The sequence below is a fragment of the uncultured Pontibacter sp. genome (assembly GCF_947492645.1).
Classification (GTDB): Bacteria; Bacteroidota; Bacteroidia; order Cytophagales; family Hymenobacteraceae; genus Pontibacter.
On sequence record NZ_CANLMZ010000003.1, the window covers coordinates 168,930 to 195,451 of the forward strand.

The following is a 26,522-nucleotide window of genomic DNA, read 5'->3' on the forward strand; positions in this document are numbered from 1 at the left end:
AGCTATGCCGTAAGTTGCATGCATATACTATAAATTTATGCAGTCACAACACTTACATCACATATTCCCGAAAGCATCTCAATACGACCCGGAATGGGTACGCAAGCACTCTATGGGCGAGAACGTGCTTTTTAACCTCGAAAGCCTTACTAAATCACTTAATCTGAAGCCAGGCATGCGCATACTTGACTTGGGTTGCGGCAAGGCCATCAGCTCTATTTTTTTGGCAAAAGAGTTTGGGGTTAAAGTATGGGCCGTAGACGAAGCCATATCGGCCAGCGATAATTACCAGCGCATAAAAGACGAAGGCTGCGAAGACCATGTAATACCCATAGAGGCAGATGCCCGCGCATTGCCCTTTGCCGAAGAGTACTTTGATGTAGTGATTGTAGTAGACTCCTACACATACTTTGGCACCGACGAGAAGTACCTGCCCTACATTGCCCGCTTTATAAAACCCGGCGGCTACATTGCCATTGTAGATGTATGCTTTACCAAAGAGATAGACACCCTGGATCAAGTGCCCGATTTCCTGCGCGACGATTACCAGAACTACTGGTACTTTGTGCACACCATAGAGTGGTGGAAGAGGCTATGGGAAAAAACAGGTTTAGTGGAGGTAAAAGCTGCAAAGCTGCTAAACGAAGCGGAACTGGTGCGCCAGCAATATATCAAAGATTTTGAGGCTGCCGAGGAAGAAGACCCCTTTGCCAAAGCGCTGGAACGTGACAAACAGAACTTTATATCTTTCTTTAAATTGATTGGGCAACGCACTAAAAAAACCGTTTACCTGCAGGATTATAAAGTGGAGAGTAAAAATCAGGAATCCTAGCACAATAATAATGTACAAGTACGTTAGAAGTAGTAATTTTGCCTGAGCTAAAGCCTTTATTTAGGCGCAGGCAAATGCTAATCTTTCAATATTTTTATAGTTAAATGAAAAATCTATTACGTATTACGTTTGCATTGGCAATTGTACTTTGTGTTTCGGTTGCGGCACAGGCACAAAGCGGTTACAGCACGGGTATTGGTTTAAGAGGCGGTGTAGCGTCTGGCCTTACCATCAAACACTTTATCAAAAGCGATGCTGCCATAGAAGGTATCATTAGCACCAACTTCAGGCACAGGGGTGCAGTTATTACAGTACTCTACGAAAAACACGCACAGGCTTTTAATGCACGCGGCCTGCAATGGTATTATGGTATCGGGGGGCACATTGGTTTCCACGAAGGGCACCATTACTACGACCGCGGCCACAAACACTACCACGACGATAATGTAGTAGCCTTAGGTATAGACGGTGTGCTGGGACTGGAGTATTACATCCGTGATATTCCGTTTACAATTGGCGCAGACATAAAGCCATACATTAACATACCAAGCGGCGGCGGCTACTGGGATAGTGCCCTGCATGTGCGTTATGTGTTTTAATTGATTTCAACAATCAGAGTATAAACAAAGAGGCCTTGCTAACTTATTAGCAAGGCCTCTTTGTTTATACTCTGATTGTTGTTTTGTAATGCACCTTCTAATGCGTGATAAAGTATATGATCTCGCCTACGCTGGTACCAAATCTAAAAATAAAGTAAGCGGATAATAGTATAAGCCCACTTCTGAGATACCAACTGCTCTTCCCCGGAAGACATTCCTTCTTGATGTTCATTGCTGCTAATGTGTTATATTATACACAAACTCGCCTACAGCCTCGCCGGCAAAGTACATAAAAAAGACAAGTATAACAGCTACCACCACAGGACGGTGCAATTTACTTTCCTTGCCAGTACAATGTTTTATGAGCTTCATAAGCGACAGATTTATACGTGGTGTAAAAGCTTAATGTGTAAGGTTGTATATAAGCCTTCCTACCGACTCTCCTACCATCAACCCTGCGCAGAACAAAACAACAACTACAGCAATAAGAACAGGTAAAGAGTACCTGGTTTTCGTAATGCTACAGTTATTAAAGAAATTCATCATAAGGATTGGGTTTAGCGCTTTAGCCGGCTATTCTACTCACAACAAACCTAGCTTTTAAACTAAAGTATAATTTAAATATAAGGATATTGCTTTAAAGATAAAAGGCGAAGGCCATCATCTTTAGTAGCCTTCGCCTTTTATACTTGCCACATTTAGGCCTATTTAATAAGCTATATGAAGCAATGCGTCGCCCTGGTTAACCACAGGCATGTTATTTAAACCCACAATGTAGCCAGATGCAGGCGCATTCAGCCTAACCTCCATCTCACCGTATGGGTCGGTTATGCTTCCTATCACCTGGTTCTTTTTTACATACTCCCCTATGTTGATAGAAGTACGCCACAAACCAGCATTTTTTGCGCGCAACCAAATATCTTTCATGCAAACCATACTTGGCTCTGTAGGCTCTGTGTGGTTTGCCATCATACCGAGGTGGTGCAGCACACGGCAGGTACCTTCTATCCCTATCTTAATGCCTTTTTCATCAAACCGGAGGCTCTCGCCTGTTTCGTACACCAGAATAGATTTGCCAAGTTTGCCAGCTTCTTTGCGTAGCGATCCCTGGCGATAAGGAGCATTCATGATAAAAGGTGCAGCAAAAGCCTTAGCCAACTCTTCATTCTTATAGTCGCTTAGCACGCAACGTATCTGTGGGTAATTGGCACGGCTCGAGCCCCCTGTATGGAAGTCGAGGCCGTAGTCTACGTAAGGCATCACCTCCTTCATAAAGCGGTGGGCAACGCGGCTGGCAAGCGACCCGTCGCGGTTACCCGGAAAGCTGCGGTTAACATCTTTGCCATCCGGCACCTCCCTGGAAAAGTTCAGGAAGCCATAGATGTTAAGTATAGGCACCGCAATGATGGTTCCTTTTAGCGGATACAGCATCTTTTTAGACAGCATCCTGCGGATAATCTCAGTACCGTTTACTTCATCGCCGTGCATGCCAGCCATCAGCAATACTACCGGGCCATCGTTTACAGACCGAAAAACATAAACAGGTATCTCGATTACCGTACCGCTGGGCAATTTACTTATCACCAGCTTTGTCAGTACCTTCTCGCCCCGGTCTATGCTTTTGCCGTTAATAACTATCGTTTCGGGCATGCTATTCCTGTACTTTCGTTTTAGGCTTTTTCTTTGCCAGTTCTTCCACGTACTCTATTATTTTGGTGGCGATGTCTTTTTGGGTGGCACGCTCTATCCCCTCCAGCCCCGGCGACGAGTTTACCTCAAGTATAAGGGGCCCGCGCTTAGATTGTAGCATATCTACACCAGCTATACCTAAACCCAAGGACTTAGCAGCCAGCAAAGCAGCGGCTTTTTCCTGGCGGGTAAGTTTTATCAAAGATGCATTACCGCCACGGTGCAGGTTAGAACGGAACTCGCCCTCTTTTCCCTGTCGTTTCATAGCGCCTACTACCTCGCCGTTTACTATAAATGCGCGGATGTCGGCACCACCAGCCTCTGCAATAAACTCCTGCACAATTATACGTGCCTTCAGGTTATGGAATGCCTCGATTACTGACTCAGCTGCCTTCCTGGTCTCGGCCAGTACTACGCCCAGTCCTTGTGTGCCTTCCAGCAGCTTAATTACCAGGGGGGCGCCACCTACTTCTTTTACCAGCTCGGATGTGTTTTTAGAGTAGTTGGTGAAAGCTGTTTTGGGCATGCCTAAACCGGCACGCGACAGTATCTGGAGGCTGCGCAGTTTATCGCGCGAGCGCACAATAGCCTGAGAGTCTACGGCGCTTTTTACTTTCATCATCCCAAACTGGCGCACTACTGCTGTACCGTAAAATGTTACCGAGGCTCCAATACGTGGAATCACAACATCTATACCTGTGAGGCGCTCTCCTTTGTACAATATGTGCGGGTCGCCCTGCTCTATTACAAGGTCGCAGCGCAAGTGGTCTAATACAATGGCTTGGTGCCCCCGCTGCTCGGCTGCCTCCACCAGGCGGCGGGTAGAGTATAGCTTTGGGTTACGGGAGAGAATGGCTATTTTCATAAATTATTTATTTCTGCTTTTGCTTGAGTTTATACTTTTGTGCAAGGTTTTTACGGGAAACATCGACAATAAACCGCCCTTTTAATAATTTTCTTCCGATAAGCACCGGGTATTTCATGTCGCTTCTGTCAGAGAGCGAAAATTCGGCTTCAACGGTTTCATCAAACAACCTGATCTTGGTTTTTATAACGTAACGCTCCTGCCTCTCTCCTATAGAGCTTTTTATTTCGCGCAGATCATACTCGGCAAACCACAACTTTTTATGGTTATACTGTGGATGAGAAGGGTCCAGCAAATCCAGGCATATCACTTTTGTGCCGTCAGGGCGGATTTCTTCGTGTATGTCGGAGCAATGGATAGCCGAGGTAAAAGCACCGGTATCCACCTTGGCTTCTATCTCATCAATATCCAGATCCGGAAACGACACGAGCTCCCGCCTTCCTATCACTTTTTTTTCAGCTTTATGCTTTTCTTTTTTTTCCTCTTTCATCAAAGGCAAATTTAGAAGTATGATTCACGAATGCTGTACTATAGCTGAGAAATTATAGCTGAGAAATTTCAGAATAAAAGTGTAACCTGAAATCGTCAGCTATACCCTTTGTGCAGCAACCATAATTACTTACTGTAGCTGATCCTGTAAATAGCATTGTTTTTATCATCGGATACAAGCAGGGCGCCATCAGGCATCACCAGCACATCTACAGGGCGCCCCCAGTCATCCTGGCCTTCTAACCATCCTTCGGCAAATGGCTCGTAAGAAGTGGCATTGCCATTGCCATCAAGGGTAACCTGCATTAACCTGTAACCTGATTTTTCGGAGCGGTTCCAGGAGCCGTGCTCTGCTATGATGATGCGGTTTTTATACTCTGCCGGAAACATGTTGCCTGTGTAAAACTTTAAGCCCAGCGAAGCCACGTGCGCGCCAAGCTTTTGCACCGGCTTTACAAAATCGTTGCAGTTGCGCTTTTTGCCAAACTCAGGGTCTGATATCTCGCCGGCGTGGCAGTAAGGATAACCAAAGTGCTGTCCTTTTTGCGTGGCGCGGTTCAACTCATCCGGGGGAGTGTTATCGCCCAGCATGTCGCGGCCATTGTCGGTAAAGTATAAGTTTTTGGTTTGCGGGTGCCAGGTAAAGCCTACGGTATTGCGCACTCCGTGCGCGTACACTTCCAGTCCAGAGCCATCGGCGTTCATGCGGGCAATGCTGGCATAAATTGGCTTGTCTGTGTTTTCGCAGATATTGCAGGGCGCACCTACCGGCACATACAATTTGTTATCAGGGCCGAAGGCAATATATTTCCAGCCATGGTGCGCATCAGTCGGAAATTTATCGTTCACCACTTCATACTTTGGCTTGTTGCGGTAGGTCTGTTCTATGTTTGGATACTTAAGTACGCGGCTAATTTCTGCCACATACAGGTCTCCGTTATGTACAGCTACACCATTCGGGCTGTTTAAGCCGGCGGCTACCTCCACTACTTCTTCTGCTTTGCCATCTTTGTTTTCATCAATTATGGCAAAAACTTTATCGTTGCTGCGCGTGCCCACGAAAAGTATACCCGAGGGGCTTAATGCCATAGATCGGGCATTTTCTACATTTCTGGCATAGTATTCAATCTTAAATCCGGCAGGCAAACTTATTTTAGAAAGGCTGGCATCTTCAGGTTCCGGATTATCGGCGCTGGCGGCTGCATCCTGTTCTACAGCTTCTGTATCGGCAGATGCGTTTTCGCCGGCCGACGAGTTGTCGGAGGAGCAGCTGGTGGCAAATGTAGCGAAGGTGAAGCAACTTAAAAGCAGCACTAGTGGTTTTTTCATGGTCTATCGTGTTAGATTATAAACAGGTATAAGTATAAATCAGGTTTTAGGTTAATTATTGAAAGTATAAATATAGCCCAAAGGCAAAGCTAATTTGATTTGCGCTTTCGGTGCAGCAGGTCGGCTACATCACTCAGCAAATTTGAGTGACCGGCTTTTAACACCACCAGCTCTCCCTGGTCCAGGGCATTAACAAATACGCCTACACGCTTTGGAGAGATGATCTGGTCATACTCCCCCAGGAACATCGTAACCGGTACTTTATTTATATTCAGCAGCTTTACAATTTGCCTGATGTCGAAGTTAAGTTCTCTGAAGCCAACCCAGCTGCGGTACACGCGCAGGCGCTTTGCTGTGCTGTCCATTTGGTAGTGTGCAAACCGAATCAGGCTTTTGTGCACCATGTTATACTTATCCAGCATCCGCAGCAGGCCAAAAAAGATGTCTGGTTTTACTACGGTGCGCTTAAACAGCTGCTGCAGCCACCCTGGGTAAGTGGCTATGTTATACCAAAAGCTGGTCTTGATACCGTCAGGCGCAATCAGGAAAAGCTCCTCTATACGCTCTGGCATCGTTTCTACTAAAGTAAGCGCAAACTTGCCTCCCATGCTAAAGCCCATCAGCGAAAAGCGCTCAACTTTATACTTATCCAGAAAATGAAGTATAAAATCCTTTAACAGGGGCTTTGTAAGCGGCAGGTCATTTTTATGTAAGGTGCTGCTCCCATGAAAAAACAAGTCGAAGGCATAGATTGTGTAATCGCTGCCAAGCGCACGCTCCATACTTTGGTAATAACTACTGCTTTGCCCATACCCATGGAAAGCCAGCAATACCCGAGTGCCATGCCCAATTACCCGGTAATGAAGCTTAGATCTGTCTTGAAGTATAAAGGGCATCTTAAAATCGGAAGTTTAGGAGTTAAGAAGTTAGAGGGTTTTACTGCGTAAGGACACTAAAAGATGCTGGAGCTGAAAAGTAAGACATGAAGTAAACTTAAAAGGCCTTGCACGTAATTTACTTACCTCCGTCACCCAAACGTTATAACTTCGAAACTCCCCCGGACACAATAAACTTCATCACCTCGCTGCTTGGCACATCCAGGAACGTAACGTTGCGGAGGGGCACCAGAAAAAGCTCACCTGAAAAGTTGTAAGAGTGCGGAAAGTATACGGCTACTTTATCTTCACATTCAATGCTGATGATGGTATCCTGCGTAACAAATCCCAGTTTATGGTTATCCGCATCTTCCGACATCTTCACCATCACCGGCTTATTAAACTTCTGGTTATCGCCGACAAAAGCATTGAACAAGTCTTTTATACTTGAGTAAATAATACTCACTAACGGTACTTTGTGGAACAGCTTTTCTGTGATGACAAAAAACGGCTTTACCAACAGCGAAGAGCCTATAAACCCGACAAGGGTAAGCAATATCACCATCAGCAAAATGCCCAGCCCTGGTATGCCCAAGTCAAAGAGCCCGTCCAGCCAGTCTATTATGGCTACAACTATCCAAACGGTAAGGGTAAAAGGGGCAATGATCAAAAGCCCGTTAAGGAAATATCGGAATAAACGTCTCATGTATTATTTGTCGCAAAAAAAAGGCTTTGCCGAAGCAAAGCCTAAATTAGCAAAAATGCTTTATAGTATAAATGCTATGTTTTATGCCTCAGCCAGGCTTAAGCTCTCAATATAAGTCGCAACCTGCTGCATTAGCCACATTGGCGTAGAGGTTGCTCCGCAAATACCTACACTCTGCGCACTTGCAAACCACTCGGGCTGCAACTCCTGCTCATTTTCTACAAAGTAGCTGTTAGGGTTGTGGTTTTTGCATACGCTGTAAAGCGCTTTTCCGTTCGAGCTTTTCTTGCCGCTTACAAAAACCAGCACATCATGCTCCGTAGAGAACTTTGCCAGCTGCGGCTCACGGTTTGATACCTGGCGGCAAATGCTGTCGTTGGCATTAAAAGCCGGCTGGGTGCTATCTTCGTTGGCCTGCTTTATACGCTGCTCTATCAGTTCTTTAATATGGTAAAAGCCTTTGGTGCTCTTGGTGGTTTGGCTAAACAACGTAACCGGGCGTGTAAAGTCTATTTTATCCAGGTCTTCTTCTGTGGTCACGATAATGGCCTCATCGCCTGTCTGGCCGGCTAACCCAATCACCTCGGCGTGGCCCACCTGGCCGTAAATCACGATCTGGCTGGCTTCGCTCAGGCCGCTGTCGTAAGCATGCTTTACACGGTTTTGCAGCTTAAGCACAACCGGGCAGGAGGCATCTATCAATTCAATGTTATTTTCTAATGCCAGCTTATATGTTTCTGGTGGTTCGCCGTGCGCTCTTATCAGTACTTTGCAGTCGCGCAGCTCTTTTAGTTGCTCGCGGTCTATTATGCGCAAACCCTTTTGGTAAAGGCGCTGCACCTCCATGCTGTTATGCACAATATCGCCTAAGCAGTAAAGCTCTTCACAATTCTCCATTTCATCCTCAGCCATCTGTATCGCGAATTCCACGCCAAAGCAGTAGCCTGAGTTTTTATCGATGGTTACTTTCATAATCTTACGCTCTTAAGCCTGATTTACAGTTCTCTCTTCGTTTATCAAAGCAGATGTTACCCTCTCCAAAACAAAATCAACCTGCTCATCTATTGTCATGTGCGAGGTATCGAGTAAGGCAGCATCTTCGGCACGGCGTAACGGGCTTTCGGCTCTCGTAGAGTCTATGTGGTCGCGCTTCTGCAGGTTTGCCTTAATATCGTCTAAGTTAACCAACTGCTTCTTCTCCAACAACTCTACCTGCCGGCGCTTGGCGCGTGTGTCTACGTCTGCAGTCATAAAAATCTTCACCTCTGCATCCGGAAAAACTGCCGTACCAATGTCTCGCCCATCCATTACCACACCGCGTTTCCTGCCCATCTTCTGCTGCTGTGCCACCATGGCGCGGCGCACATCTGCCACTACGCTTACCTCGCTTACCTGGTTAGAGATGTACATCTTGCGTATCTCATCTTCAACATTCAGGCCATTTAAGAAAACCTCGTTCCGCTGCGTTTTGGGGTTGTAATGGAAATCGATCTCGATGTTGTTCAGGGCATCTTTGATCTCCTTTGGGTTGGTAAGCGATATATGATGATCGAGGAAGTATAACGTAACCGCACGGTACATGGCACCGGTATCAATGTAGGCATAGCCAAGTGCTGCTGCCACTAATTTTGCCGTGGTACTTTTACCGCATGAGGAATAGCCGTCAAGTGCGATTACGATCTTCTTCATAAGAGAAAAATAAAAGGGAATTTAGTTTGAGTCGCAAGGGCAAGGTTGGTTACCGCGCTTGCTCTTTTTCTGGTACTTAGCCGTTTTTTTCTGCTGAGGCGTTTTATTAGAGCACCCTGCCAGCGAGCCTGTGGCCAGGAAGCCTGCTAGAACCAAATATGAAATATACTTTCTCAAAACGACTGAATTTAATGCAAATATAAAGTAATTTACCGTTTTAAGCCTTACGGCAAGGCAATTAATCGTAACAAAAACCTAGCACCATGCACGCAGACTTCTCTGTTTCCGGACATATCATAGACATACAACAACAAGATATTTACGCCGGCACTATTCATGTGTCAAACGGCCGCATTTCTAAAATAGTTCGTGAGGCCACAGCAGCAGGCAATTATATTTTACCGGGCTTTGTAGATGCCCACGTGCACGTAGAAAGCTCTATGCTGGTGCCCTGTGAGTTTGCCCGGCTGGCTGTTCCGCATGGTACGGTTGCTACTGTTTCAGATCCACACGAGATCGGAAACGTACTTGGCCTGGAGGGTGTGGAGTACATGATCGAGAATGGAAACAAGGTGCCGTTTAAGTTTTACTTTGGTGCGCCGTCCTGCGTACCTGCCACTCCTTTCGAGACTGCCGGCGCAGAAATAACGGCCGCTAATATAGAGAAATTGTTTCAGCGCGACGAGGTAAAGTACCTGGCAGAGATGATGAACTGGCCAGGCGTATTAAACAGAGATTCGGACGTGATGGAGAAGATAGCGCTGGCGCAGAAGTATAACAAAGCCGTTGACGGACACGCACCGGGGTTGCGAGGCGAGCAGGCAGCAGCTTATGCAGCAGCCGGCATCACCACCGACCACGAATGCTTTACCGCCGAAGAGGCTTTGGATAAATTAGCTGTTGGCATGAAGATCCTCATCAGAGAAGGTAGCGCCGCTAAAAACTTCGAAGCCCTTATCCCGCTGTTGCCTGAGCACTATCAAAACATCATGTTCTGCTCCGACGACAAGCACCCCGACAACCTGGTAGAAGGCCATGTCAACTTGCTGGTAAAGCGTGCATTGGCAAAGGGCAACGACCTGTTTCATGTGTTACAGGCAGCCTGTGTAAACCCGGTGCAGCACTATAAACTGGATGTAGGCCTGCTGCGCGAAGGCGATCCTGCCGATTTTATACTTATCGATAACCCTGAAGAATTTAACGTACAGGCTACTTACATTAACGGGCAGCTGGTGGCAGAGCAGGGCAAATCTAAAATCGAGTTTACGCCAAGCGAAGAGATCAACAACTTTGACACCGACGAAAAGGCTGCAGAGCAGTTTAAAATACCGGCCGCCAATGCAACTAAAATACGTGTGATAGAAGCATACGACGGCCAACTGATTACAAAGGAAGTATGGGCAGACGCTAAGATCGAAAATGGTTTTATCGAAGGAGATGTAGCGAATGATGTGCTGAAACTGGCTGTGGTAAACCGCTACGAAAACACTATCCCGGCTGTGGCCTTCATAAAAAACGTAGGGCTAAAAGAAGGCGCCATTGCCTCTTCTGTAGGTCACGATTCGCATAACATTATAGCTGTAGGCGTAGATGATGAAAGTATAGCCAGAGCCGTTAACCTGATTATACAGGCAAAAGGTGGTGTGGCAGCCGTGGGCCTGGGCAAAGAAGAACTGTTACCCTTACCGGTGGCGGGCATCATGTCGGCGCAGGACGGGTATAAAGTAGCGGAAGCTTACTCGGCTATTGATAAAATGAGCAAGGCAATGGGCAGCAAACTGGAGTCTCCTTTCATGACTTTATCATTTATGGCGCTGTTGGTAATCCCATCGCTTAAGCTGAGCGATAAAGGTTTATTTAACGGAGACGTGTTTCAGTTCGTACCAGTAGCAGAGTAATCTTATAACGCAGCAATGTATAAATTTAGTTAGCCCACACAGGGCTGCAGCAAATGGAGGAGCTTATCCTTTTTCTGGTTGGCGTTTTGGTTAGCGCCTTTGGTACAGTCATCGGGTTTGGTGGGGGTGTGTTTATGGTGCCCATTCTTATCATCTTCTTTGGCTATAACATCGAAATAGCAATTGGCTCTACCATGGCTGCACTTGTTCCGGCTTCTGTAATAGCCTCTGTTTTTAACCTCCGCGACAGAAGTATAGACTATGTGGTAGGCACACTCATACAGTTGCCTGCGGTCGTGGGTACTGTGTTAGGAGCGTTTATGGTGGCGTTTATGCCGGTGTTGAAGCTACAGTTTGTTTTTGCGCTGTTTGTTGTTGCCATCGGAGCCACCATGTTTGCCCCAAAAAAGAAAAAGGCAAGGTCTAAGCGCTCAGGGGTGATGTACCGCATGCGCAGGGTGCCTACTTCTTTTATTCGTAAGAACAAGGCAAAGCACCTGGCTTACAGGCTTAATGCAGGTTTGGTATCAACTTTCGGGTTTGTATCGGGTGTTATGGCCGGGCTTTTTGGCATTGGGGGTGGCTTTGTGCAAACGCCTGCCATGATCAAGCTTTTCCGGATACCGCCGCAAATTGCCACCTCTACCTCCTTATTTATACTTGTAATCACCAGCTTTACAGGGTTTATAAGCCACTTCTTACTAGGTAACGTCATGTGGAGCCGTAGCCTGCCTTTAGTAGCTGCCTTTGCTTTGGGCGCCTTGGGAGGTAACTTACTTAAAAAGCGCAGCGGACCTCAAGGGCTTAAAATGGAGAAACTTATCGGCATTGGGCTTTTCCTGGCGGGTTTCGGCGTTCTCATGAACCTGGCTATCAAATCCAAATTCGGCTTTTCCTTTTAGTTTATACTTTAAAGCACAGGTGGCGCGTATCACTCATGTTAAGGTACGGCTATACTACTAGCCATTAAAAGCAAAAGCCAACTGCGCTGGCAGTTGGCTTTTGCTTTTAATGCTTCTTACAGCTTATTCCTTAAAGTGCTTATCCAAAAGCTCTTTAACTTTATCTATGTTTAAAGGCTTTATAAGATACTCTGCCGCATAGCTTCTGGCGGTTTCCGTATCCTGCGGATGCGTAGAGCTGGTTAGTACAGCCATCACGATTCCATCCTTAAACTCATCGTTCAAGCGATCATACAAGTCCAGCATCTCAAACCCATCCATTACAGGCATATTGATATCCAGCAGGATCAACTGTGGCTTAAAGTAATCTTTGTTGCTTGGGTCGTAGTTATTGTTGCTGATGTTATACAGGTAATCGAATGCCTGCTTCCCATTCACGAAAGTGCGTATCTTATCTGTTACCTCCAGCCTTTCAAGCAAGCGGCGGTTCAGGAAATTAGTAGTTTCGTCATCATCGATGAGCAATACTCCTGATAACTTTTTCATGGCGGGTGTTTTCACTAAGGGCTTTACTTTGCAAGCGCAACTTACAAGGGGTTGCTACACAAAGCTAAATTCATTATGTAAGTATAGCAAATCTACGCATTATACTCAATAAGCAGTATCAGATAGCTACAAAAATACTGAGCGCAACAAGCCAAGGCTCCCAAGGAGGGGCCTCTTCTTGTTGCGCCAGAAAACTTAATCGATGTACCCTTGGGCGCGCATCCACTCATCATTGTAGATTTTGCCCAGGTAGCGTGTGCCGTGGTCTGGCAACAGCACTACAACCACATCATTTTCAGTCAGGTTATTATCGCGGATGTACTCAAGTGCACCGTAAACTGCCGTGCCGCAAGACCAACCAACAAAAAGACCTTCCTCTTTCGCTAATCTTCTTGTCATCACAGCGCCATCTTTATCAGTTACTTTTATAAACTGATCAATCACATCAAAATCAACGTTTTTCGGAAGTATGTCTTCACCGATGCCTTCTGTGGCATAAGAGTAAATTTCGTTCTCGTCAAAAATACCCGTCTCTTTATACTTCTTAAAAACAGAGCCATAAGTATCAATACCGATTGTCTGTACTGCCGGGTTCTTTTCCTTCAGGTACCTGGAGATGCCTGTAACCGTACCACCTGTTCCAACACCAGTAATAAAGTGTGTTACTTTACCATCTGTCTGCTCCCATATCTCAGGGCCTGTGCTCTCGTAGTGGGCAGCCCAGTTAGACATGTTATCGTACTGGTTCGGATAAAAAGAATTTGGAATCTCCTCGTTCAGGCGCTTTGCAACAGAGTAGTATGAGTCCGGATGATCTGGGGAAACATTGGTAGGGCAAACCCTTACCTCGGCACCTACGGCACGCAGAATGTCCATTTTCTCTTTGCTCTGCTTATCGGCCAGGGTGAAAATGCATTTATAACCTTTCGCGATGGCAGCAAGTGCAAGACCCATACCTGTGTTGCCTGATGTACCTTCGATAATGGTGCCGCCCGGCTTTAGAATACCCGCTTTCTCCGCATCTTCTATCATCTTGATAGCCATACGGTCTTTAACTGAGTTTCCAGGGTTAAGGTATTCTACCTTGGCCAGTACCGTAGCCTTTATGCCTTCCGTAACGTTATTTAACTTAACTAAGGGTGTGTTACCGATTGCCTCGGTAATATGATTCAGATATTTCATCTAAGACAATTTAAATTTTGGTGCAAAGGTAAGAAATTAAAATAAATGGAATAATACATAGCATTTAGGCTATACTTAAGCGCAATTTTAAAACTGGTGCGGTTTAGCTAAACCTAAGAATATTGTTCCACATGGCACTATAAGGCTTTTACAGATCATGCCTACAGGTGCCTTGGCTAAACAACAGCAGTATAGGCACATCTTGTTCCGGCTTAAAGCATTGTATGTTCCTATATTAGCCTTAACTATTTTTTGTAAGCGCCATAAAAAAGCCTATTTTTGCACATCCTTATAGTTCGACTTGTTTATACAAACTAAAAAAGATACACATGAGTGTTTTAGTAAATAAAGATTCGAAAGTAATCGTACAGGGCTTCACAGGCTCTGAAGGTTCTTTTCACGCTTCTCAGATGATTGAGTATGGCACCAACGTAGTAGGCGGTGTAACTCCGGGCAAAGGTGGCAACAACCACTTGGACCTTCCTGTTTTCAATACAGTAGAAGATGCTGTAAAGAGAACCGGCGCTGATGTATCTATCATTTTTGTTCCGCCTGCTTTTGCCGCAGACGCCATTATGGAAGCCGCTGATGCTGGCATAAAAGTAATTGTTGCTATTACAGAGGGTATTCCTGTGAAGGATATGGTAATGGCTAAAAATTACCTGAAAGGCAAAGACGTAACACTTATTGGCCCTAACTGCCCGGGTGTTATCACGCCAGGCGAGGCTAAAGTTGGTATTATGCCAGGTTTCGTGTTCAAGTCAGGCCGTATCGGTATCGTATCTAAATCTGGTACATTAACTTACGAAGCTGCCGACCAGATCGTGAAAGCAGGCTTAGGTATTTCTACAGCTATCGGTATCGGTGGTGACCCGATTATCGGAACGCCTACTAAAGACGCTGTGCAGTTATTGATGGAAGACCCTGAGACTGATGCGATTGTAATGATCGGTGAGATTGGTGGTAACTACGAGGCTATGGCTTCTAAGTACATTCAGGAAACTGGCAACAAGAAGCCGGTTGTAGGTTTCATCGCTGGCCAAACTGCTCCGGCTGGTCGTCGTATGGGCCACGCAGGTGCTATTGTTGGCGGTGCTGATGATACTGCTGCTGCTAAAATGGCGATCATGCGTGAGTGTGGCATCAATGTAGTGGAGTCTCCTGCCGAAATCGGTGAGGCGATGGTTAAAGCACTACAGGAAGCAGGCATTTCAGCTTAGTCAAAGCGAAATATACTTCAAAAGTATAAATCATAAAAGAGGCTGTCCGCAAAGGCAGCCTCTTTCTTTTACATCAACTGCGAAAAAAGAAGCATTGCAACGCCTTCATTAAATCTTGCTTACTATCTTATCCATTATTAGTGTGGAACGCGCAGCGGCAGAAACTGAACCCATACATTTCCCCTCCCCTGTTAACTCCTCTACAATCGACTGTATAAAAGGCTGCTGCACATGAACCGGAGGTGGCAGCAAAAATTCCTGTATTCCTTCCGCCGTTTCCAATTGAATAGGATTTTGTAAGGCAAACGTCGGAAAAATTATTCTCCCCTTGCTCCCCACTATCTCAATACTATCCTCTTGCTGCTGCTCTGTAACGCTAAAGCACCACACTCCGCTACCTAAAACGCCGTTATCAAACTTAAATTGAGCCGTAACAAGATCATCAGCAGCATATAAACCAGCCTGGTTTGTTGCCTGTCCGGAAGCATCTGCCAGAGGACCAAGTATAAAATCGAGGATGTCGAATTGGTGCGCCGCAAGGTCATGAAACAAACCTCCTCCCGAGATCTCAGGCTGCACACGCCAGGGTATCTCATGCTTATATAGGTGTGGTTGCAGCGGTTGGTACAGTTTGATGTTCACAAACCGAATGTCTCCGATAAACCTGCTCTGCACCAACTCCTTTACTTTAAGAAATGCCTGCTGCCCCCTTCTGTAGTATGCCACGAACAAAGGTACTCCAGCATCCGAACAGGCCGTAATCATTTGCTGGCATTGCGCATAATTAAGCGCCATAGGCTTTTCTACATACACAGGCTTCCCTGCGGCAGCAACCTGTAAAGTGTAAGCCGCATGCGTATCAGGTGGAGTGGCTATGTAAACCGCATCAACCTCCGGGTCATTTATAAGGTCGGCGGCAGTAGTATACCATCTGGGGACGCCGTGGCGTTGCGCGTAGTCTTTTGCTTTGGCAGCATCGCGTCGCATAACAGCTACTAACTCAGAATGCTTGATCTTGCTGAATGCCGGCCCACTTTTTACTTCTGTAACGTTACCACAACCGATGATTCCCCAGCGTACCTTTTTCATTTTTTTTAATAATAAAGTATAGGCTCTCTTTTAAATCTCAAGAAACAGAAAGGGCAATATCATCAAAATCTTTAAAAGACTTCAATACTATTGCCCTTCATTCTTAAAGGTAAATGCTTTTATACTTTAGCTCAGGAAAGCGTTCAGCATCCAAAGGGTTTTCTCATTCTCATTAATATCTTCGCTTATCAGGCTTACAGTACCTTCGTCTCCGGTTTCTGCTGCCATACTTAAAATCTCACGCTCCAGGCTAAGCAGTAAGGTCAGGTTTTCCTGTGTTGCCCTTACCGTTTCAATATCACCGCTTATATTGCCGGCCTCTGTTATACTTGCAACACGCACATAATCCGAGAAAGTATGAAGTGGCGTTTGCCCGATTGTCAGAATTCTTTCTGCTATCTCATCAATGCGCGTTAAAGCCCCATTGTATAGTTCCTCAAACTTGGCATGCAACTGAAAAAAATGCACCCCTTTGATGTTCCAGTGAAAGCCGCGTAAGTTTTGATAGTATAAATGGTAATTAGCAAGAAGCTCATTTAATTTTTCTGCGATCTCTCTGCTGTCGGCTTTTTGTAGTCCTATTCGGTTTAGTTTATCCATAGTTTAATTTTATTTATCTGTATTCTTAGTACGTCTCAAAAATGCTTATACTTGCCATATAAATCAAATTGATATAATTTATACTATAATTGACAACAGCTATAAACTATATTTGTTTAACAGCCATTATGCTGCAAGTATAGCTTATACTATCTTTCTGAAAAATGACATTAGTACAGTTAGAGTATTTAGTTGCCGTAGATACACACCGCCACTTTGCTACAGCGGCAGAACATTGTTTTGTAACACAGCCGACGTTAAGCATGCAATTGCAAAAGCTGGAAGAAGAGCTGGGGGTGCAGTTATTTGATCGTAGCCGGGTACCTGTAAGACCCACCGAAATAGGCAAAGAAATAATTTTGCAGGCCCGTACCATTATCGCCGAATCAAAAAAGATACAGGAGATTGTGCAAGGCCAGAAGCAGGAACTATCTGGCGAGCTTAAAATAGGCGTTATACCTACGTTGGCCCCCTATCTTATCCCGCTGTTTATTACAGGTTTTCTGCAAAAGCACCCTAACGTGCATGTGGTGGTACAAGAGCTGCTCACAAACGAGATTGTGGAGAAACTAAAGCATGAGCTCCTGGACGTAGGCTTATTGGTTACCCCGCTGGAGGATAAGAGCATAAAGGAGCTCCCCCTTTTCTACGAGGCATTCGTGACCTACATTAACCCAAACCATCCATTAGCCAAACAGAAAAGTATAAAACCAGAGCAACTGGATATGGACGAGTTGTGGGTGCTAAACGAAGGGCATTGCTTCAGAAGCCAAGTACTAAACATCTGCAACAGAGGCGGATCTGGGGCTCAGAACAGCAACCTGGACTATAAAAGCGGGTCACTTGAAACCTTAAAGCGCATCGTAGAAACGCAGCACGGCCTTACTCTTCTCCCTGAACTTTCGGTGTTGGAAATGCCTGAATCGAAACGCGAACTGGTGCACACTTTCCAGGAGCCGCAGCCCTTACGTGAAGTAAGCCTGGTAGTGCATCGCAGCTTTCTGAAAAAGAAACTTATAGCAGCCCTACAGCAGGAAATAGTAGCTGCCCTGCCAGCAGAAATAAGAAACCGTGAAAAAGAACAGGTAGTGTCGGTGCGGTAGTATGTTTCGTCTAAAAACTAACCCTTCCTTGTCTAAGGCGGGGCTAGGGGTGGTTGGACCTGGGACTAAGGGTAGTCCTGTCTTCCAGCATTGCTGCAAATCCTGATAAAAAAACCGCCTGCCACAGAAGTAGCAGGCGGTTTATCCTTAATTTATACTTGGCTTAAAATTACTTCGCGTAGCTAATGGCGCGCATCTCACGGATAACTGTGATCTTGATCTGGCCAGGATACTGCATCTCTTTCTCAATTTTCTGCGAGATATCAAAAGAAATCTGTGCGGCCTTGTCATCCGAAACGTTGTCGGCATCAACCATAACACGTAACTCACGGCCCGCCTGTATAGCGTAACATTGGTTAACGCCTTCAAAAGAGATAGCTGTTTCTTCCAGCTCCTTCAAACGCTTGATGTAAGACTCCATTATCTCACGGCGTGCACCTGGTCTTGAACCAGAAATAGCGTCGCAAGCCTGTACTAATGGAGAGATCATCGCAGTCATTTCTACCTCATCGTGGTGGGCACCAATGGCGTTGCAAACATCCGGATGCTCTTTATACTTTTTGGCAAGCTCCATACCGATGATTGCGTGTGGCAATTCTGGCTCGTCTGGGGTTACTTTACCAATATCATGCAATAAACCGGCGCGTTTTGCGTGCTTCACGTTCAGGCCAAGCTCTGCAGCCATGGTGGCACAAAGGTTAGCAACTTCACGTGAGTGTTGCAGCAGGTTCTGGCCGTAAGATGAACGGAAACGCATACGTCCCACCATCTTAATCAGTTCCGGGTGCAGACCGTGAATCCCCAGGTCAATGGCAGTACGCTCACCAATCTCCACAATCTCCTCTTCAATGTTTTTGCGGGTTTTAGAAACAACCTCCTCAATTCTGGCTGGGTGAATACGGCCATCGGCAACCAGGCGGTGCAGCGACAGACGCGCAATCTCACGGCGAACAGGATCGAAACCAGAAATGATGATGGCTTCTGGCGTATCATCAACAATAATCTCTACACCAGTAGCGGCTTCCAGAGCGCGAATGTTACGGCCTTCACGACCAATGATTTTACCTTTAATATCGTCGCTTTCGATGTTGAATACCGACACGCAGTTTTCTATAGCGTGCTCAGCAGCTGTACGCTGAATAGTCTCGATTACGATCTTTTTAGCTTCTTTGGTAGCGGTAAGCTTGGCTTGTGCTACAATGTCTTTAATATGCGAAGATGCCTGTGTGGTAGCCTCGCTCTTAAGCGCCTCCACCATTTGCTCTCTTGCCTCGGCTGCCGTCAGTCCTGCAATCTTCTCCAGCTGGCTTACAACTTCTTCGTGCTGCTGCTCTACTTCTTCTTTGCGTTTCTTAAGCTGCTCTAGTTGGGCATTAAGGTGTTCCTTCTCTTTGTTCAGTTCGTTTTCTTTGCGTTTGGCTTCTTCCATTTGCTTCGAAACGTGCTGCTCGCGTTGCTTTACCTTGTTCTCATTCTGGATGATGATGTTCTTCTTCTTGTTCATCTCCTCCTCAAACTCAGACTTAAGCTTCAGGTACTTCTCCTTAGCCTCCAGTATGCGGTCCTTCATAATGCTCTCGCCATTGATCTCGGCTTCGCGAATGATGTTTTTGGCGCGGTGGCGGGCAGCATCTTCCTGCTGTTTATAAACTTTCTGTAACAGCGAACGGCCAATGTATACGCCCACTCCGAGCGCTACAACAGCTGTTACTATAATATAAAGAATAGTGGGCATAACTATAAGTTTTATGGTGTATAAAAACGTATAGCCGGTACCTGCAAAAAGATAGGGATAAGGCTCAGGGCCTAAACGAAGTAAAAGTTATCTCACGAAATATATAGTATTTCTCCGATACCTTATTTATTTGTCGATGACAGGAGGTCGTCAAGTACATTAAGCTGCTGGCCCACTTTAGCGAGGTGAGCAGATTTCTCCTCCTCCATCTTCAGCTTCTCTACCATGGTTTCAAAAGCCACCATGGCCAACAGGTCTTGCTTGTCCTGGATACCGAACTGATCCTTATAAAAACGAAGGCGCTCGTTCAGTAATTTCCCGACAACTCTTAATCTTTCCTCTTCCTCCTCTTTTACCCGCATCGGATACTCGCGTTCCGCGATGCGAATCTTTATAGATAATTCACTCATCCGTTGCGTTTTTTATGGTGATGCTTACTGTACATTAACTTGATGCATTGGATTAAAACTACCTTAACACCTGATGCTTAGTCTTGTAAGTAAGCGATACACTTATCGATTTCTCTAATGTATTCGTTTAGCTTGAGCTTTAACTCTGTCGAATTTGCAGTATTTCCTGCTATCGCATCTACAATTTTAACAATATTATCCTGATTTTGAAAATTTTTTATTTGCAGCTCCTTTTCTTCTACTATCCCCTCCAGTAACTTAATTTCTTCCTGGGCCTGTACCAGCTTCTGCTGCACATCTGTATAGCGGGAAATAAGCCTGCGAAGTTTATCTTCGATCTGCTGAAGTTGTTGTAATTGCGCCTCCTTTGCCATAACGCTATTTGCGGATAAAAGCTCCCAGTTGTTTCTCAAATTGCTGCATCAGGCGATTCATTACGTTTTCAATCACCTTATCGGTCAGGGTTTGCTGTTTATCTAGCAACGTGAAGCTAACGGCATAGGCTTTTTTGCCTGCCTCTATTTTATCGCCTTCGTATACATCAAACACGTTTACGTCCTGCAGCAACTTACGCTCGGTGCGTAGGGCAATCTGTTTTACCTGGTCGAAGGTAACATTTTTGTCTAGCACCAAAGAAAGGTCGCGGCGCACTTCCGGGAACTTCGGCAGCTCTTCGGCTACCAGCTTGCTTTTATACTTCTTCAGCAGGTAATCCCAGTTAAGCTCGGCGTACCACACTTGCTCTTTCACTTCCATAAACTTGCAAACGGCAGCATCCAGCAAGCCAAGCCGTGCTATTTCAGTACCGTTTTTCTGGTAAGAGATGCCCTGGCGCATGTAGTTGTTCTGCTCTAGGTTCTGCACTTCAAACTCACCGGCATTTAGCTTGCGTAGCACGTTTTGCACTACACCTGCCAGGTCATGGAAAGCGGTTTTCATACTTGGCTGCTTCCAGCTTTCAGCGGTTACATTCCCTGCCATATAGAAAGAAAGTTTGCGGCTCTCTTTGTATTCTCCATCTACCTGCTCGTAAACTTTACCCAGCTCCACCAGTTTCAGGTCGCGCTGACGGCGGTTGATGTTGCGGCGCAGTACCTCCAGACCAGAAAATACCATACTTTTGCGTAATACGTCAAGGTCTTCGGAATTATAGTTCAGCACCTTTACCAGGCTCTCCACCTCCGCATCGCCAGCTGGTTTGTAGTAGTTGGAGTTGGTAATAGAGTTCGTGATGATCTCGCTGAAACCATTAGCCGTGATGTAATTCATGATAGTGTCGGTCACATCCTCAGCGTATGGCGTAGCAAACTTAGCCAGGAAAGTAGTAGCCAGATTCTCGTCCATTTCGATGTTGTTGAAGCCGTAGATACGTAGAATTTCTTCCACCACATCAGCCTCTCGGGTAACATCTACTTTAAAAGGCGGCACCGACAGCGTCAGGTCTGTTTCAGTTTCTTTTGTAACCTCAATGCCAAGGGCTGTAAGTATACTTTTGATACGCTCGGTACCAATGTGCTGACCAATCAACGTATGCGCACGTTCGATGTTCAGCTCTATTTCTGTATTTTGAATTGGGGTTGGGTAAACATCTACTATCTCAGAAGACACCTCGCCACCTGCAATTTCCTGTACCAGTAAAGCAGCACGCTTCAAGGCAGTAATTACAATGTTCGGGTCGGTGCCACGCTCGAAACGGAAAGATGCATCAGTTTTTAAGCCGTGCGCCATACCTGTGCGGCGGATGCTATCCGGAGAGAAGTATGCGCTTTCGATGAAGATGCTGGTTGTATTTTCAGACACACCAGAAGCCTCACCGCCAAATACGCCACCTATGGCCATCGGGCCTTCCGCATCGCAGATCATCAGGTCGGTTGCTTTTAGCTTGCGCTCTACACCGTCTAACGTCTTAAGTATAGAGCCTTCCGGCAAGGTTTTAACTAAAATCTTACCTTCTCTGATCTTGTCGGCATCAAAAGCGTGCAGCGGCTGCCCCAGTTCATGCAGCACATAGTTGGTAATATCTACAATGTTGTTGATCGGGGAAAGATCGATAGCACGCAAACGCTTCTGCAGCCACTCCGGCGACGGACCAACCTTTACACCTGTTACAGTTACACCAGAATAGCGAGGACAGGCCTCTGTGTTTTCTACCTCAACTGCTATCGGTTTAGACGTATTGTTTACTTTAAAAGCATCCACAGCAGGAAGTACAGCCGGGGTGTTTAGTAAAGCCTGCAGGTCGCGGGCCACACCGTAATGCGACGCGGCATCGGCACGGTTTGGCGTTAAACCTATCTCGAATACTCTATCCGAGCCCAGTCCAAAGAACTCGGCGGCTGGTGTTCCGTTTGGCAGGTCGGTGTCCAGCACCATAATGCCTGCATGCGATGTGCCAATGCCAATTTCATCTTCGGCACAAATCATACCTTCCGAAACCTGCCCGCGAATCTTCGATTTCTTGATCTTGAATGACTCACCGCCAGTAGGGTAAAGCGTGCTGTTAACCGTAGCCACGACCACGCGCTGACCAGCTGCCACGTTTGGCGCACCGCACACAATCTGGCTTGGCGTACCATTCCCGATATCTACCGTTGTCAGGCTTAGTTTGTCTGCATCCGGGTGGCGCTCACAAGTTAGCACCTCGCCTAGCACAATGCCTTCCAAACCACCCTGCACCTGATCAAAAGTATGAATTGCCTCTACCTCCAGGCCTGCGCCAGTTAGCAAAGCACCTACTTCTTCTGCAGTTTTATCTGTCTGTATAAGTTGTTTAAGCCAGTCGAATGATATCAGCATGTTGTTGTTCTGTGTCGGTTAAAGTATAGCTCCTGAGATAAAAGCCAATGTTCTCCAAAATTAAACATTATTCTGTTTAGTGTCGCAAGAGAAGGGAAATTATGATAATGGTTTATACTTTGGTTTGCTTAAATGTTTGCCTGATTTTGCTACTGAGGCTGACGTTTTTCTGGCGTTTTATCGAGCTGCTGTCTTTCCTCAGTCTTACTTGCCTACCGTTTCACGTTTGGCTTTGATGCGTTCAAGCCCGCGTGGGCTCGTCCTTGGGCATCGCGCGGCATTCGCTTCCTTTGCTCCTAACGTCGCAATGCCTCGCTAGCGCTCGTCACCGGAACCTCTCGAGGCGCTCAACTCAAGGACCGGATTTGACACTTCTTCGCCAGCGGCTGTTGCAACTGTAAAGTAATTTCCCTCCCCTGTTATTGGGGGAAGGCTAGGTGGGTGACTCGTAGGGACAGGTCGCGACCTGTCCGAGGAATGGCTGCAGCTATGAAACTTATACCTCGGCTAAAGCAGTAACGGCAGTTTCCCTCCTCGGAGGGACTGGTTTCATGGTAGCAGGCGCTTAACCTTCCTTCCACCAAGATCCTTTACAGGATGACAGAAAAAAAATAGGCAGCGGAAAGTATGATGTCAATGAGTACAGTAGATACAGATTCCCCGCCTTGGGCTAGTAAGAACGCAAGTACGAAACTAGCGAGCGTAGCTCTAAGGGGATAAAGGGTAGTTAGACCCGGCACAACGAAATAACAATTACCAATCAGCAATTACTCCGGTTTCTCGTACGTTTTCTCTCCTGCCGGAATAGGTATACTTAGGCGATTATCCTTTGGCGGCACCGGGCAAACATATTCCGCGTTATAGGCACAGAAAGGACTATAGGCGCGGTTAAAATCTAACATCACAGTTTTAGCTCCTTCTTCAAAAGGCACATCCATGTAACGGCCGCCACCATATGTTTCGAAGCCGTTTGTTTTATCAGTAAACGGCACAAAAAGCTGTTCTTTTTCTTCGCTTAGCTTTTTGTAAAGCGTTAGCTGCTGTGGTTGGCCTTGCACATCAAACCTGGCAGCTCCATAGCGCATATAGGGTTCATAACTGCCATTGGTGAGCGGCATCAGCAATGTATCCTGCTTCGGGAATGGTTCTACTTCTGCTTTAATACGATACTCCATATTAGGTTCGTAGTATACCAGGTTCTTAAAGCTACGGCGCTCTTCGTCACTCAAAGGAGAGTTCGTCCTGCTCCTGAAAGACAGGTCTTTATCTTCCCGCTCCTTTAACAATGGCATTGTGTAGTTCTCCTCGTTAAAGAAGGCATCCTTCATAAAATAAAACAGCACCAGCACAACACCGGCAAATATGATCAGCTTATGAGCTCGTTTCATGGCAGGCAAATATTTACTGCCGCAAAGGTCGGAAATTTTTAAAGAGGATGTAAGTATAAATTTAGTGCGCACCTTCCGATACACTCAGAATCACTTTTGACGCTGGCAGAAGCTTTTTCTAAGAATTAAAGGCATAAGCTTCAGGGCTTCCACACTTAACTTTATTATAGCAGAGAAATAAAGCAAAGTATAGACACACCTCTTGATTAGCTACATCAATCTATAGCCAAACCACTCCCCTCTTATACAACCCTACCATCTTATCTTCAGTTTGAGAGTATAACGTATCGGGCACTTGCAAACCATGGCTAAGCAACAGAAAACAGACTACAACTACCTGATAAAGCAGCTGGAGCAGCTCCATGAGCAGGCAATATCACTAGAAAAGAAATTTGCACCAGCTTTAGAAAAAACAGCGCCGGAGTTAAAAAAAAGCGCCCAAAACCTGCTGCACTACCTGGCCCTGCGCCAGCACGACATCCGGCACCTGCAAGCCGAGCTAGCCGAATTAGGTTTATCTTCTTTGGGCCGTGCAGAAGGACACGTTTTGGCAAGCTTGCAGGCAGTACGCAAGCAACTGTGCTATTTAGCTACTTGCCAGGCAACCCCAAAGCACTTAGCTGTAACGTTTAACGAAAATAAAAAACTGCTGGCTGCACACACAGAAGCCTTACTGGGCCCAAAACCAGACAAGCGAAACACCTGCATTATGGTAACGCTTGCTGCCGATGTAATTGATAATTACGAACTGTTGCTGCGGATGCTGAAGGCCGGCATGAACTGTGCCCGCATAAACTGCGCCCACGACAGCGAAAAAGTATGGCTTAACATGATACAACTGGTGCGGCAAGCTGAGAAAGAAACAGGCCTTAACTGTAAAGTTTTGGTAGATCTGATGGGACCTAAATTAAGAACAGGCCCTTTGAAAGAAGGCCCTAAGATATTGGCAATACACCCTGTGCAAAACGATATAGGTCAGGTTACCGAAGCAGCCAAAGTATGGTTGGCAGCGCCCGGTACCGCACCACCTAAAAACATAGACGCGGTGCTTCCGGTGGGGGCAGATTGGGTGGCACAGCTGCAGGAAAACGACAAAATAGATTTTACCGACACCCGTGGCCGCAAACGCACTTTTACTGTTATCCGGAAAGAGGCCAATGGTTGCGTGGCGCATCTTTTTAAGACTTCGTACCTCCTTACTGGCACAGAACTTAAGGTAAAAAGCAAAGCCGTGCCTGACCGGGTAGCCAAAGTAGCCGATCTGCCTGCCGTTTACTCACCGCTTATACTTAGAAACGACAGCCTGCTTGTTTTAACCAAAGCGCAAATACCCGGCGAACCTGCAAAATACGACGCGACTGGCCACATCATACAGCCAGCCCATATTGCCTGCACCCTGCCAGAAGTATTTGCCCAGGTTAAAAAAGGCGATCCTATACTTTTTAACGACGGCAAAATCAGCGGAGTGATAGAGGACGTCAGCCAGGAGCAACTGCTTGTTAAAATAACTTCTGCCAGTATTCTTGGCAGCAAGCTGCGAGCCGACCAAGGAATCAATCTCCCCGAAAGCGACATACACATAAAGGGCCTGACGGAGAAAGATAAGAAGGACCTGCGTTTTATCTCCCGCCACGCTGACATCGTAAACCTGTCTTTTGTAAACCATGTCGAAAATGTGAAGGCATTGCAGCAGCAGCTTAAAACACTAAAAGCCACCAAACTGGGCATCATGCTGAAGATCGAAACAAAGGAAGGGTTCCGGAATTTGCCTCATTTGCTGCTTGCCTCTATGCAATCTTACCCTGCCGGCATTATGATTGCGCGCGGCGATTTAGCAGTAGAATGCGGTTGGGAAAGGCTTGCTGAGGTACAGGAAGAGATATTGTGGCTCTGCGAAGCAGCTCACATCCCAGTAGTGTGGGCAACGCAGGTACTGGAAACGCTGGCAAAAAAGGGTCGCCCATCCAGAGCCGAGATCACAGATGCCGCCATGGCCCAGCGCGCCGACTGCGTAATGCTAAACAAAGGCCCGCATGTGGTGCAGGCCATCGAAATGCTGCATGATATATTGGTGCGTATGCAAGAGCATCAAACCAAAAAAACATCTATGCTCCGCAGTTTGCATATATCAGCATTAGAAGCGCAGCAGTAAGCAAAACAGTTAATGTAACATGTGCCAGTTTAAAGCTAAAAAACACATCTTTTTGAAATTCAGGTGCATAAACCAAACTTTTATTATACTTTTGCCATATACTACCTCTGCAAAGTGCTAATTTACATACTTTAAGAGGTAGGTACTGCTACTTATGCTTAGTAAAGATTTGTTCAACGAAACTTAGAGAAATGAGATCGAGAACACTTGAAAAGCTGCTTTACAAGGCAGCCGTTTTACTTGTAATAATTGGAGCTTTTGTTAAATTCATACTTTCGCCGGCAACCAACCTTGGCTTATACTTTATTTTAGCCGGGCATGTGGCGGGCGTTGCAGGAATACTGATGTACATGAAGTACGCGAACGACCTGGACCGCCAGCATCAGGCACCGGAAGAGAACCTGAAACAGTTAAAAAAGAACTAACCT

At 46.1% G+C, this 26,522-nt stretch carries 25 protein-coding genes and 1 pseudogene; 8 read left to right on the forward strand and 18 right to left on the reverse strand.

Annotated elements, in window-relative coordinates:
• Positions 1–37: 37 nt before the first annotated feature.
• Positions 38–832 carry a methyltransferase domain-containing protein gene (locus Q1A23_RS03565; RefSeq protein WP_299819587.1) on the forward strand — a complete coding sequence of 265 codons (795 nt, stop codon included), beginning with the start codon at positions 38–40 and terminating at the stop codon, positions 830–832.
• A 104-nt stretch (positions 833–936) separates the two neighbouring features.
• Positions 937–1,431, forward strand: coding sequence for a hypothetical protein (locus Q1A23_RS03570; protein ID WP_299819590.1), 495 nt, complete (start codon positions 937–939; stop codon positions 1,429–1,431).
• A gap of 237 nt (positions 1,432–1,668) precedes the next feature.
• Here the strand turns inward: Q1A23_RS03570 and Q1A23_RS03575 are convergent, their stop codons facing one another.
• The 9 genes from Q1A23_RS03575 to cmk form a co-directional block, all read right to left on the reverse strand.
• Complete coding sequence (locus Q1A23_RS03575; RefSeq protein WP_299819593.1) at positions 1,669–1,803, reverse strand: hypothetical protein; 135 nt, start codon at positions 1,801–1,803, stop codon at positions 1,669–1,671.
• Between the two features lie 336 nt (positions 1,804–2,139).
• A complete protein-coding gene (locus Q1A23_RS03580; protein ID WP_299819596.1) occupies positions 2,140–3,081 on the reverse strand; it encodes a succinylglutamate desuccinylase/aspartoacylase family protein in 942 nt (313 codons plus the stop codon).
• Between the two features lies 1 nt (position 3,082).
• Positions 3,083–3,985 (reverse strand): 30S ribosomal protein S6--L-glutamate ligase, encoded by a 903-nt coding sequence (rimK, locus tag Q1A23_RS03585; RefSeq protein ID WP_299819599.1) that lies wholly within the window; start codon positions 3,983–3,985, stop codon positions 3,083–3,085.
• Positions 3,986–3,992: 7 nt separating this feature from the next.
• Positions 3,993–4,475, reverse strand: a complete 483-nt coding sequence (locus Q1A23_RS03590) for a RimK/LysX family protein (protein ID WP_299819602.1) — start codon at positions 4,473–4,475, stop codon at positions 3,993–3,995.
• A gap of 125 nt (positions 4,476–4,600) precedes the next feature.
• Positions 4,601–5,803, reverse strand: a complete 1,203-nt coding sequence (locus tag Q1A23_RS03595) for a sorbosone dehydrogenase family protein (protein WP_299819605.1) — start codon at positions 5,801–5,803, stop codon at positions 4,601–4,603.
• 89 nt (positions 5,804–5,892) lie between these two features.
• Entirely contained in the window at positions 5,893–6,699 is an 807-nt protein-coding gene (locus Q1A23_RS03600; protein ID WP_299819608.1) for an alpha/beta hydrolase, read from the reverse strand.
• A 142-nt stretch (positions 6,700–6,841) separates the two neighbouring features.
• Positions 6,842–7,384: a DUF502 domain-containing protein gene (locus Q1A23_RS03605; RefSeq protein ID WP_299819611.1), complete on the reverse strand. Its 543-nt coding sequence runs from the start codon at positions 7,382–7,384 to the stop codon at positions 6,842–6,844.
• A gap of 81 nt (positions 7,385–7,465) precedes the next feature.
• Positions 7,466–8,356 (reverse strand): 4-hydroxy-3-methylbut-2-enyl diphosphate reductase, encoded by an 891-nt coding sequence (locus tag Q1A23_RS03610; RefSeq protein ID WP_299819614.1) that lies wholly within the window; start codon positions 8,354–8,356, stop codon positions 7,466–7,468.
• Between the two features lie 12 nt (positions 8,357–8,368).
• Complete coding sequence (gene cmk / locus Q1A23_RS03615; RefSeq protein ID WP_299819617.1) at positions 8,369–9,073, reverse strand: (d)CMP kinase; 705 nt, start codon at positions 9,071–9,073, stop codon at positions 8,369–8,371.
• Positions 9,074–9,336: 263 nt separating this feature from the next.
• On the opposite strand from cmk, the gene ade reads away from it, so the two are divergent.
• Positions 9,337–10,971 carry an adenine deaminase gene (gene ade, locus Q1A23_RS03620; RefSeq protein ID WP_299819620.1) on the forward strand — a complete coding sequence of 545 codons (1,635 nt, stop codon included), beginning with the start codon at positions 9,337–9,339 and terminating at the stop codon, positions 10,969–10,971.
• Positions 10,972–11,024: 53 nt separating this feature from the next.
• Positions 11,025–11,873: a sulfite exporter TauE/SafE family protein gene (locus Q1A23_RS03625; RefSeq protein ID WP_299819623.1), complete on the forward strand. Its 849-nt coding sequence runs from the start codon at positions 11,025–11,027 to the stop codon at positions 11,871–11,873.
• A gap of 123 nt (positions 11,874–11,996) precedes the next feature.
• Here the strand turns inward: Q1A23_RS03625 and Q1A23_RS03630 are convergent, their stop codons facing one another.
• Complete coding sequence (locus Q1A23_RS03630; protein ID WP_299819624.1) at positions 11,997–12,419, reverse strand: response regulator; 423 nt, start codon at positions 12,417–12,419, stop codon at positions 11,997–11,999.
• 198 nt (positions 12,420–12,617) lie between these two features.
• Positions 12,618–13,601 (reverse strand): annotated as a pseudogene (locus Q1A23_RS03635) (pyridoxal-phosphate dependent enzyme); the annotation flags it as partial.
• A gap of 329 nt (positions 13,602–13,930) precedes the next feature.
• Here Q1A23_RS03635 and sucD point away from each other — a divergent pair.
• Complete coding sequence (gene sucD, locus Q1A23_RS03640; RefSeq protein ID WP_299819626.1) at positions 13,931–14,821, forward strand: succinate--CoA ligase subunit alpha; 891 nt, start codon at positions 13,931–13,933, stop codon at positions 14,819–14,821.
• Positions 14,822–14,929: 108 nt separating this feature from the next.
• Here sucD and Q1A23_RS03645 read toward each other — a convergent pair whose 3' ends face one another.
• Both Q1A23_RS03645 and Q1A23_RS03650 read right to left on the reverse strand, forming a co-directional pair.
• The gene (locus Q1A23_RS03645) at positions 14,930–15,910 is read right to left on the reverse strand and encodes a Gfo/Idh/MocA family oxidoreductase (protein WP_299819629.1); all 981 of its coding nucleotides are present in this window, start codon (positions 15,908–15,910) and stop codon (positions 14,930–14,932) included.
• Positions 15,911–16,036: 126 nt separating this feature from the next.
• Complete coding sequence (locus Q1A23_RS03650; RefSeq protein WP_299819632.1) at positions 16,037–16,510, reverse strand: Dps family protein; 474 nt, start codon at positions 16,508–16,510, stop codon at positions 16,037–16,039.
• A 164-nt stretch (positions 16,511–16,674) separates the two neighbouring features.
• On the opposite strand from Q1A23_RS03650, the gene Q1A23_RS03655 reads away from it, so the two are divergent.
• Positions 16,675–17,613, forward strand: coding sequence for a hydrogen peroxide-inducible genes activator (locus tag Q1A23_RS03655; protein ID WP_299819635.1), 939 nt, complete (start codon positions 16,675–16,677; stop codon positions 17,611–17,613).
• 169 nt (positions 17,614–17,782) lie between these two features.
• On the opposite strand, the gene rny is transcribed toward Q1A23_RS03655, so the two are convergent.
• The 5 genes from rny to Q1A23_RS03680 form a co-directional block, all read right to left on the reverse strand.
• A complete protein-coding gene (rny, locus tag Q1A23_RS03660; protein WP_299819638.1) occupies positions 17,783–19,348 on the reverse strand; it encodes a ribonuclease Y in 1,566 nt (521 codons plus the stop codon).
• A 122-nt stretch (positions 19,349–19,470) separates the two neighbouring features.
• On the reverse strand, positions 19,471–19,758 hold the full coding sequence (locus Q1A23_RS03665; protein ID WP_299819641.1) for a cell division protein ZapA: 288 nt from the start codon (positions 19,756–19,758) through the stop codon (positions 19,471–19,473).
• Positions 19,759–19,835: 77 nt separating this feature from the next.
• Positions 19,836–20,132: a hypothetical protein gene (locus tag Q1A23_RS03670; RefSeq protein ID WP_299819644.1), complete on the reverse strand. Its 297-nt coding sequence runs from the start codon at positions 20,130–20,132 to the stop codon at positions 19,836–19,838.
• Positions 20,133–20,136: 4 nt separating this feature from the next.
• Complete coding sequence (pheT, locus tag Q1A23_RS03675; protein ID WP_299819647.1) at positions 20,137–22,554, reverse strand: phenylalanine--tRNA ligase subunit beta; 2,418 nt, start codon at positions 22,552–22,554, stop codon at positions 20,137–20,139.
• Positions 22,555–23,321: 767 nt separating this feature from the next.
• Complete coding sequence (locus tag Q1A23_RS03680; RefSeq protein WP_299819650.1) at positions 23,322–23,942, reverse strand: DUF1684 domain-containing protein; 621 nt, start codon at positions 23,940–23,942, stop codon at positions 23,322–23,324.
• 304 nt (positions 23,943–24,246) lie between these two features.
• Between Q1A23_RS03680 and Q1A23_RS03685 the strand changes: the two genes are divergently transcribed.
• Together Q1A23_RS03685 and Q1A23_RS03690 are read left to right on the forward strand one after the other, a co-directional pair.
• Positions 24,247–26,094, forward strand: coding sequence for a pyruvate kinase (locus Q1A23_RS03685; protein ID WP_299819653.1), 1,848 nt, complete (start codon positions 24,247–24,249; stop codon positions 26,092–26,094).
• Positions 26,095–26,285: 191 nt separating this feature from the next.
• Positions 26,286–26,519 (forward strand): hypothetical protein, encoded by a 234-nt coding sequence (locus Q1A23_RS03690; protein WP_299819656.1) that lies wholly within the window; start codon positions 26,286–26,288, stop codon positions 26,517–26,519.
• Positions 26,520–26,522: the final 3 nt, after the last annotated feature.